This is a genomic window from Agromyces sp. P1_H4 (genome assembly GCF_056405255.1).
The window spans coordinates 1-8,163 of the sequence record NZ_JBFUCL010000161.1 but is presented as its reverse complement, the minus strand read 5'-3'; the positions used below and the strand labels follow the sequence as shown (position 1 = coordinate 8,163).

Annotated in this window: 6 protein-coding genes; 1 reads left to right on the top strand and 5 read right to left on the bottom strand. The window is 71.7% G+C overall.

The window, feature by feature from the left end:
• Positions 1-261 (bottom strand): alcohol dehydrogenase catalytic domain-containing protein (locus AC1DY2_RS11075; RefSeq protein ID WP_476762480.1); only part of this gene is annotated, 261 nt, incomplete at its 3' end.
• A gap of 80 nt (positions 262-341) precedes the next feature.
• Positions 342-1,202 carry an alpha/beta fold hydrolase gene (locus AC1DY2_RS11070; protein ID WP_476762479.1) on the bottom strand — a complete coding sequence of 287 codons (861 nt, stop codon included), beginning with the start codon at positions 1,200-1,202 and terminating at the stop codon, positions 342-344.
• A gap of 171 nt (positions 1,203-1,373) precedes the next feature.
• Here AC1DY2_RS11070 and AC1DY2_RS11065 point away from each other — a divergent pair, with 171 nt between their 5' ends.
• Positions 1,374-2,084: an SDR family oxidoreductase gene (locus AC1DY2_RS11065; RefSeq protein ID WP_476762478.1), complete on the top strand. Its 711-nt coding sequence runs from the start codon at positions 1,374-1,376 to the stop codon at positions 2,082-2,084.
• Positions 2,085-2,094: 10 nt separating this feature from the next.
• Here the strand turns inward: AC1DY2_RS11065 and AC1DY2_RS11060 are convergent, their stop codons facing one another.
• The 3 genes from AC1DY2_RS11060 to AC1DY2_RS11050 form a co-directional block, all read right to left on the bottom strand.
• Entirely contained in the window at positions 2,095-5,013 is a 2,919-nt protein-coding gene (locus AC1DY2_RS11060) for a phage tail protein (protein WP_476762477.1), read from the bottom strand.
• 120 nt (positions 5,014-5,133) lie between these two features.
• Positions 5,134-6,462 carry an NERD domain-containing protein gene (locus AC1DY2_RS11055; RefSeq protein WP_476762476.1) on the bottom strand — a complete coding sequence of 443 codons (1,329 nt, stop codon included), beginning with the start codon at positions 6,460-6,462 and terminating at the stop codon, positions 5,134-5,136.
• An 81-nt stretch (positions 6,463-6,543) separates the two neighbouring features.
• Entirely contained in the window at positions 6,544-7,878 is a 1,335-nt protein-coding gene (locus AC1DY2_RS11050; protein ID WP_476762475.1) for a low temperature requirement protein A, read from the bottom strand.
• Positions 7,879-8,163 lie beyond the last annotated feature (285 nt).

The following is an 8,163-nucleotide window of genomic DNA, read 5'->3' as shown; positions in this document are numbered from 1 at the left end:
CCCGTAGACCTCGTCGCCCGGAGCGAACCGGTCGACCTTCGCGCCGACCTGCACCACCGTGCCGGCGAGGTCGTTGCCGAGGACCTGCGGCAGCCGGTACGGCAGGATCTGGCGGAACCGGCCGTCGCGGATACCGGCGTCGAGTTGATTGACGCCGGCGGCCTGCACGTGAACGAGCACGTCGTGGTCGCCGACGGTCGGTCTCGGGACCTCCGCCTCGTGCATCGGCTGCCCGTAGGCGTCGATGACGAAGGCCGTCATCGTCTGCGCGCTCGCCGGCGGGGTGGGCGGCGTCTGGGGCGTCTGGGGCGTGCCGGGGGTCTGCGGGCTCATCTGCGCGCTCATCGGGCCAGGAATTCGAGTGCGGTGGCGACGAATTGCCGGTGGTACTGGAAGATGCCGGCGTGCCCGGCGTCGGGGTAGAGCACGAGTTCGGCGTCGGGCAGGCGCCGGCTCAGGTCGACCGAGTTCTCGGTCGGGATCATCGCGTCGTGCTCGCCGTTGGCGACGAGCACGGGCTGGGTGATCTTCGACAGGTCGGCGGCGGGCCGGGTCGCGCAGTCGTGCACCGCGGCGAGCTGGGCGCGGTAGGCCCGCGTCGTGATCTTCGCATCGCGATCGACGGTGCGCTCGGCGATGCGCGCCAAGAACTCGCGCGCGGCGCGCTTGCCGTTGGCGGTGCGGGTGAAGAACAGCGTGACCTTCGGGTCGCTGAAGGTCAGGATGCCGCGGAGCACCGCCGCGTTCGAGACCCAGGTGATGCGGTCGATGCCGATGCCGCCGGCGGGGCCCGTGCCCGCGAGGATCAGCTTGCGCACGAGCGCCGGGTCGGTGACGGCGAGGACCTGGGCGATCATGCCGCCCATCGAGAGCCCGAGCAGGTCGACCCGGTCGAAGCCGAGCGCTCGGATGAACGCCACGGCGTCGCGCGCCATGCCCTCGATCGTGGACGCGGGAGTGCCCGTGGTCGCCCCGACGCCGCGGTTGTCGAAGGCGATGACGCGCCGGCCGGCGGCGAGGCCATCGACGACGCGCGGGTCCCAGTTGTCGAGCGTCCCGGCGAGGTGCGTGAGGAGGACCAGCGGAACGCCGGTGGAGGGGCCGAGCTCGCGGTAGGCGAAGTCGACGCCGGCCGCGCTGATGGTGCGAGTGGGCACGGTCGCGAACGAGAGCGCGGAGCCGGAGTGTGTCGTGGTGTTCATGGTCGCAACCGTACGTCTAAAACTGAGTAAACTCAAGAATGAATTGAATCAGAAATAGCGAAGGGGGGCGGCAAGGTGGTAGTGCCCGTCATCCGCCATGCTAAGTTGGAAATACCAACTCAGGATGCCGCGGCCTCGCGACACCCGACGGCATCACCGAAAGGCCACATCATGACTTCACTGCAAGGAGCCGTCGTGCTCGTCACCGGAGCGAACGGGGGGCTCGGCACCGAGTTCGTGCACCAGGCGCTCGAGCGCGGCGCCGCGAAGGTCTACGCGACCGCACGCACCCCGCGCGAGTGGAACGACGAGCGCGTCGTGCCCCTTCAGCTCGACGTCACGGATGCCGCGTCGATCGCCGCGGTCGCCGCACGCGCCGGCGACACCACCGTCGTCGTGAGCAACGCCGGCGCCTCGGCTCCGTCGACGATGCTCGACGCCGACCTCGACGACGTGCGCGCGCTCTTCGAGACCAACGTCTTCGGACCGCTCGCCGTCGCCCAGGCGTTCGCGCCGGTCCTCACCGCGAACGGCGGCGGCGCGCTCGTCGACATCCACTCGGCGCTCAGCTGGTACGCCGCGGGCAACGCGTACAGCGCGTCGAAGGCCGCCTTCTGGTCGATCACGAACTCCCTGCGCCTCGAGCTGGCGCCCCGCGGCACCCAGGTCGTGGGCGTGCACCTCGGCTACACCGACACCCCGATGATCGCCGACCTCGACGTGCCGAAGGGCCGCGCCGACGACATCGTGCGTCGTGTGTACGACGGCGTCGAGGCGGGGGAGCACGAGATCCTCGCCGACGAGACCGCCGTCTGGGCCAAGAGCACGCTGTCGCGCACGGTGCTCGAGCAGTACCCGCAGCTCGCCGCCGCCGCCAGCTGAGCGGGCACGGTCAGTCGCGCGGCGGCCCAGGCGGCACGGTCGGCCGATCGCTCGGCGGGCCCGGCGGGATGGTCGGCCGCTCGCTGGGCGGGATGGTCGGCCGTTCTCCGCCGCCGGGCACGCCGCGCGGTGCCGGCAGGATGTCGATGTGCGGGCCGCTCGCCTCGCCGATCGAGCTCGCGACGTTGGCGACGCCCTTGCAGGCGCCGCTCACGTCGTTCGACAGTGCGCCGCGGGTGTCGATGTCCCGTTGCCCGTCGATCACCACGTCGATGTCGCTCTTCGTGCCGGTTCCCTTACCCGGCGGGAGGTCGGTCTCTACGGCCCGGCCCATTCCGCGACCACGGCTGCCGGTGACCTGCAGCCTCGTCTGGTGCTTGTTGGCGATGCCCTGCAGCTCGGCGAGCTCCGCCGCGGTCAGCGTCTGCGGGCCCGGAACCCGCATGTCGGGGGTCACCGGGTCGACGACGGGCGGTTTCTCCTCGGGCACGGGGGGCTTGTCCTCCGGGGGCGGCGGTCGGTCCTCCGTGGGCAGTCCGCCCTTGCGTGCCGCGCGCACCCCGGCGGCGAACTCGTCGATCACTGCGAGCACCGACGCGGGCAGGAACCCGCGCAGCACCGAGGCGCAGGCGGCGGCGATGCGGCCGCCGATCCATCCGAGCCCCACGAGGATCGCGGTGATGCCGAGTGCGAGGCCGCTGTCGGCGGCGGTGTTGTAGTCGTCGGCCTTCTCCTGCCGGGTCTGGCGGGTGGTGAACAGGTCGGCGAGCACCTTGACGAGCGCGGTCACCTCACCGGCGGCGAACGACACGAGGAAGGCCTGGCCGAGTCCCATCGCGACGCCGAAGCCGAGCCCTGCGCCGCCGACGCCGCCGACGGCGAATCCGCCACCGGCTCCCGGCGCCGCTCCGATGCCGACCCCGGCCAGCGCACCTGCGATGCCGCCCAGCACGGTGCCTGCCAGGCTGCCGCCGATGAAGCCGATCACCGTGAGCACGATCGTGATCGGGCCGAGCAGCAGCAGTGCGATGTTGTTCAGCCGCCGCCACAGGATGAGCGGGAAGTCGAGCAGCTTCATCAGGTCGCTCCACAGGTCGTGGAAGAACCCGAGGGGGTCGTCGAAGAGGTTGCGCGGCGAGAACAGGGTGCCCCACGCCTTCGACATGTCGGCGGCGATGCCGGTGAGCTCCTCGCCGATCTTCGGCCACGGCCAGACGAGGCTCTTCAGCCCGTCGAGCGCCATCTTCTTCACGTCGAGCTTGGCCCACTTGTCGGTGAAGGCTGCGCCGAGCCCGGCCCACATCTCGGCGCCGCTCGAGGTGGTGCGCGTGACCGCCTCGGTCGAGGCATCCGTCGCCTGGCGCTGCACCGGGGCAGGCAGAGCGGATGCCGCCGGCGCCGTGTTCGCACCACGCACCGCTGCCGGCATGTGGGGTGCGACCGCATGGGATGCCGCGGCCGGCATTCCGGCCGAGAGCTTGCCCGCGATGCCCTCGGCGTAGGGTTCGATGGTCGACATCGGGTCGGCGACGAGGGTGCCGAGGCCCGTCATGGCCTGGCCGTACTTGCGCAGCTTCGCGACGAGCGAGGTGATCGAGAACGAGCGCACCCGTTGCACGAACGACCGCACGCCGCCCGTGATCTTGTCGGCGGCACCCCCGACGCCGTCCTTCACGCGCGTCCACGCGCGGCCCGCGGTGTCCCATGCTGAGCTCGCCGCACCCGACACGGTGTCCCACGCGCCGCGTGCGCCCGAGACGATGGATGACCCGATGCTCCCGGCCGTGTCCCGCGCCCGCTGCCACCCGGCCTGCGCGGTGCTCCATGCGCGTTGGGCACCCGACAGCAACGCGCCGCCGATGCGCCGAACGATCGCGCCGCCCCAGCTGTCGGCCGAGATCAGGTCGGAGCCGAAGGCCTCGACGCGCGACCACAGCGCGCCGAGCCGGCTCGTGGCCGTCGACGCGAGCCCGACCAGCCCGTCGACGACGGCGTTGGCGCCGGCCCGCGCGGAGTCGACGACGCTGCGGAATCCGGATGCAGCGCCGTCCCACAGGCTCGAAAGTGCACGCCCGACGGCGCCGGCCATCGCCTGCGCGGCGGTCCACGCGCCCGACGCCAGGCCGGTGATCGAGCTCCATGCGCTGGCGAGGCCGTCGGCATCCAGGCGCAGCACCGCGTCGCGCAGGCGGGTCGCGCCGCCGACGATCGCGGTGATCGGCGCCAGGACCACCCCGCGGATGGCCGTGAACGCCGCCGTCGCCGAGTCGGGCAGGCTCGTCGCGACCGACCGCACGAAGTTGGCGACTCCCGCGCCGGCCGCCCGGATCGTGTCGAGGGCGCCCGCGCCGCGCTCCCGCAGGCCGTCGACCACCTCGCCGACCCCGCTCGACACGCTCGTCCAGCCCGACCGGATGCCGTCGCCGATGCCCGACAGCCGACGGCGGATCGAGGCGAAGAAGCCGGGGTCCTCCTCCTCGCGTTGCAGGGCCGGTTCGTCGCGTTGCCGCGGGGGCTCGTCGGGTTGCTGCTCCGGTCCGCGCAGCGCGGTGTGGTCGGGCAGCGAGTCGGTCGTCCGGGTCTCGCTGTCGAAGCCGGCAGCGGATGCCTCGGTGTCGAGGTTGCCGGCCACGGGCGCCGCTTCGGCGGACGCCGGCTGCGCCGACTGGGGCGTCGGCGTCGGCGTCGGCGCGTGCGGATGCGGATGCGCCAGCAGCCGCGCGACCGCGGCGTTGCCGGCCGACCGCTGCAGCGCCGGCAGCGCCACGCGACTCGGCACGGCCCCGCGGACGGCCCGATCGGCCACCGACGGGTCGGCGACTGACGATTCGGCCCCTGGCACGGCGATCTCAGCTGCCTCGATGCCGGTGGCGCGGTGGGCAGGGGCAGCGGGCTCCGCACGGAATTCGTGGGCCGCAGTCGAGCTCATCGGTCCCCCCGCTCACCAGCGTCACCCGGGTCGGCCCGCGCAGCGAGCGACGGCGGGTCGCCGAGAAGGCAGCGGATGTGGCCCGAGTGGGCAGGTGCCCTCGCCGCCGCATCCGTCGCTTCACTGCTCGGTCGCGACGGCCCCGAGTTCAGGCGTGACGGTGACCGAGGCTCCGGAACCCGGAGCGACGAGGGTCAGCGAGTACGACAGCCCGTCGGCGCTCACGGCGTACGTGCCCGTGGTGCCGTCGGGGAGATCGGCGATCAACACGCCCGTGTCCGTCGTCAGCAGGGCGTCGCCTGGGCTGATCTGCAGGGTCGCCGGCTGCGGTCCACCTGCGGTCATCCCGTGGAGAGCGGATGCCGCGGCTTCCGCCGACGACGTGAGACTCGCCAGATCTGCTCGCTCGGCGCTCCTCGCTTGGCTGGACGCAATGGCGTTCTGCACCAGCGACGGCACAAGGGTGAGCGCCCACCAGATACCGAGACCGATGGCGGCCACTCCGAGCAGTCTGAGGATCGTCGCACGGATGCCTCGAGGTCGGGGTCGGCGAGCAGGTTGCTTCGACGTCGTGCGGCCCTCGGCTCGGATCCGAGCGTCGATGCGCGAGAACTCCTCGAGCAGCGCCGCGGGGTCTGCTGCATGCCGTGGAGGGAGCGCGCTCCAGGTCTCGGCGCGCACGGCTGCCGCGACGATGCTCGCCAGTTGTTCGTCGCTGTAGGCGCGACGCACGTCAACCGTCTGCAGCAGGGCGGTTGCCGGAATGACGCCGATCTGCGCCGTGTCGCTGTGCGGCGGTGCCTTCACCGTGACACTGGCACCGACGATCACGATGATGCCGACCACCTCCACCGTGAGCCCGCTCGCCTTCGACAGCAGCCGCTCCGCGCGGGCCGCCTCGTGCTCCGCGTTCGAGAGGTAGTGCTGCGGATGATTGTTGACACGGAGCCCGCGGCCGGCGACCCAGACTCGCGCACCAGGGTGGTGCTTCGTGTTGATGGTGAACACGCCGGGAGGTCCGATCAGCACGTGATCGATGTCGCTGCCGTCGACGCCTACCGGCACGGAGTGCAGCACCGTCCACTCCGTCCCCAGCCGTGCGAGCAGGTCGGCCACGTATCGTTCACCGATCGCGCCGGAGTGCCAGGAGTGCTGTTCGGCGCGAAATCCGGTGCGCTCGAGCTCGACCAGCTTCTCGATGACCGACTGAGCGGGGATGCGGTTCCGGAGGTCGTTCGTCAGCGGAGTCGAAGCTGAGCGAGCGGACCCCTCGGGCGCGTACTGGGCGGCATCCGCCGGGTTTCGCGCGTGCCGGTGCGCTGTCCACACGCTGCCTGTCCAGAACCGCCACTGCCCCGGATCGGCTGCGTCGGGATACCAGCCGCGCGGTGGCGTCGGCGGACTCGCAGCAGGGGCATCGTCGGCGATGCCGGCGAACCCGGATGGCATGCGCTCACGCTAGTGAACGCGGATGCTTCCCCGATGCCCCCAATGCGTGGGCCGCGGCCGCCCAGCGAGGCATCCGTCGCTTCAGTCCTCGTCTTCGCTGCTCTGGCGCGGCAGGTTCCGCTCGACCGCGCGGAGCGTGTGGGTGTAGCCGACCATCTCGTGCCCGACCACCTCGACCACGCACGAGAGCGACACGAGCGCGATCACCGTGACCAGCGCGGCGACGTCGGCGTCGTCCTCCAAGTCGATGGGTGCGCCCGGCTCGGATGCCACGACCGCGACGACGACCGCGGCCACCAGTGGAACCAGCGTGCAGAGGAACAGCGGGATGTGCGTGAGGTCGTAGGAGCGGAGCAGCACGCTCCAGATCAGGAAGACGAGCACCACGACGCATCCGACCGGCACCGCCAGTGCGAGTGTGATCTGCAGGAGCGTGAGGTCCTGGTGCTCGACCCCATCTGCGGCGACACGGAGGCCGGCGCCGACCGCGGCGATGGCGCCGAAGAGCGGCAGGTGGGCGTAGCGCCACGCGAAGGTGCGCTCGGGCCACCGCGTCAGGATCGTGCGTGTGGGGATGAGGTAATACGCCCACCAGAGGCCCGCCGCGATGACCAGCCCCGACGCGGCGATGACGACGGCGCCGACCGACCACCCTTGTTCGCTCACGAGCACGCCGACTGCCGCGACCGTGGCGGCGACGACCTCGCCCACGGTGATGAGCGTGAGCAGGCCGAACCGCTCGGCGATGTGCCCTGCGTTCCACGGCGCGCGCCCGTACCGGCGCTCGATGACGACGGGCGCGATCATCTCAGCCGCGGCGACGGCGACCAGGAAGGTGACGGTGGCGCCGAAGGAGAGCCCGGGCAGCGTCGTGAGGGCCCATCCGACCTGGGCGATCGCGATCACCACGGCGTACGCGAGGGAGGTGCGCCGATGGGCTGGATCCTCGCGTGCGGCTCGGAGCCACAGCACGATGAGCGGCACGCGCATGATGATGTAGCCCACGACGAGCATCCCGTTGTTGGGGCTCTCGCCGTGCGCGGCATCCTCGAAGCTCACCGGCAGCCCGAACGTGAGGACGACGACGCCGACCATCTGCACGACGGTCGCGACGCGGAAGAGCGCATCGTCGTTGCCGTACGCCGACGCGAACCAGGTGAAGTTCAGCCACGCCCACGTGATGGCGAAGATCGCGAAGACGTAGGCACCAACGCCGGGTCCGACCTCGCCGTCGATGATCGCGTGCGCGAGCTCGTCGGCGGCCGCCGCGAACGCGATGACGTAGACGAGGTCGTAGAGCAGTTCCAGCGGCGTGACCACGCGGGCGCGTTCGTTCGGGTCCCGGCCCGTCATCGGCCGCAGCCGGTGCCGGAGGTCTTCGCGCAACTGCGCCGCCAACGCCGTCGTCGTCGTCATGGGGACCATCATCGTCCGCGGGTCGCCGGCTGTCAGCAGGTCGGGTGGCGGCCTGGTGCGACCGGGTTGCGCCGCGCAGGCCGCGCGCGCCGGCGAAGCGCGCAGAATGGGGAGATGGTCGAGATCTCGGACGACGACTTCGAGCGCATGGTCGCCGAAGAGCTCGACGCGCTGCCCGACGAGTGGATCCGCGGCATCGAGAACGTCGCCGTCGTCGTCGAGAACCAGCCGCTGCGTGAGCGGCCGCGGCTGTTCGGGCAGTACCGCGGGCATCCGTTGACCACG

Coding starts and splice junctions, on each gene's coding strand:
- AC1DY2_RS11050 (WP_476762475.1), bottom strand. CDS start 7,878: ATGACGACGACGACGGCGTTGGCGGCGCAGTTGCGCGAAGACCTCCGG.
- AC1DY2_RS11055 (WP_476762476.1), bottom strand. CDS start 6,462: ATGCCATCCGGGTTCGCCGGCATCGCCGACGATGCCCCTGCTGCGAGT.
- AC1DY2_RS11060 (WP_476762477.1), bottom strand. CDS start 5,013: ATGAGCTCGACTGCGGCCCACGAATTCCGTGCGGAGCCCGCTGCCCCT.
- AC1DY2_RS11065 (WP_476762478.1), top strand. CDS start 1,374: ATGACTTCACTGCAAGGAGCCGTCGTGCTCGTCACCGGAGCGAACGGG.
- AC1DY2_RS11070 (WP_476762479.1), bottom strand. CDS start 1,202: ATGAACACCACGACACACTCCGGCTCCGCGCTCTCGTTCGCGACCGTG.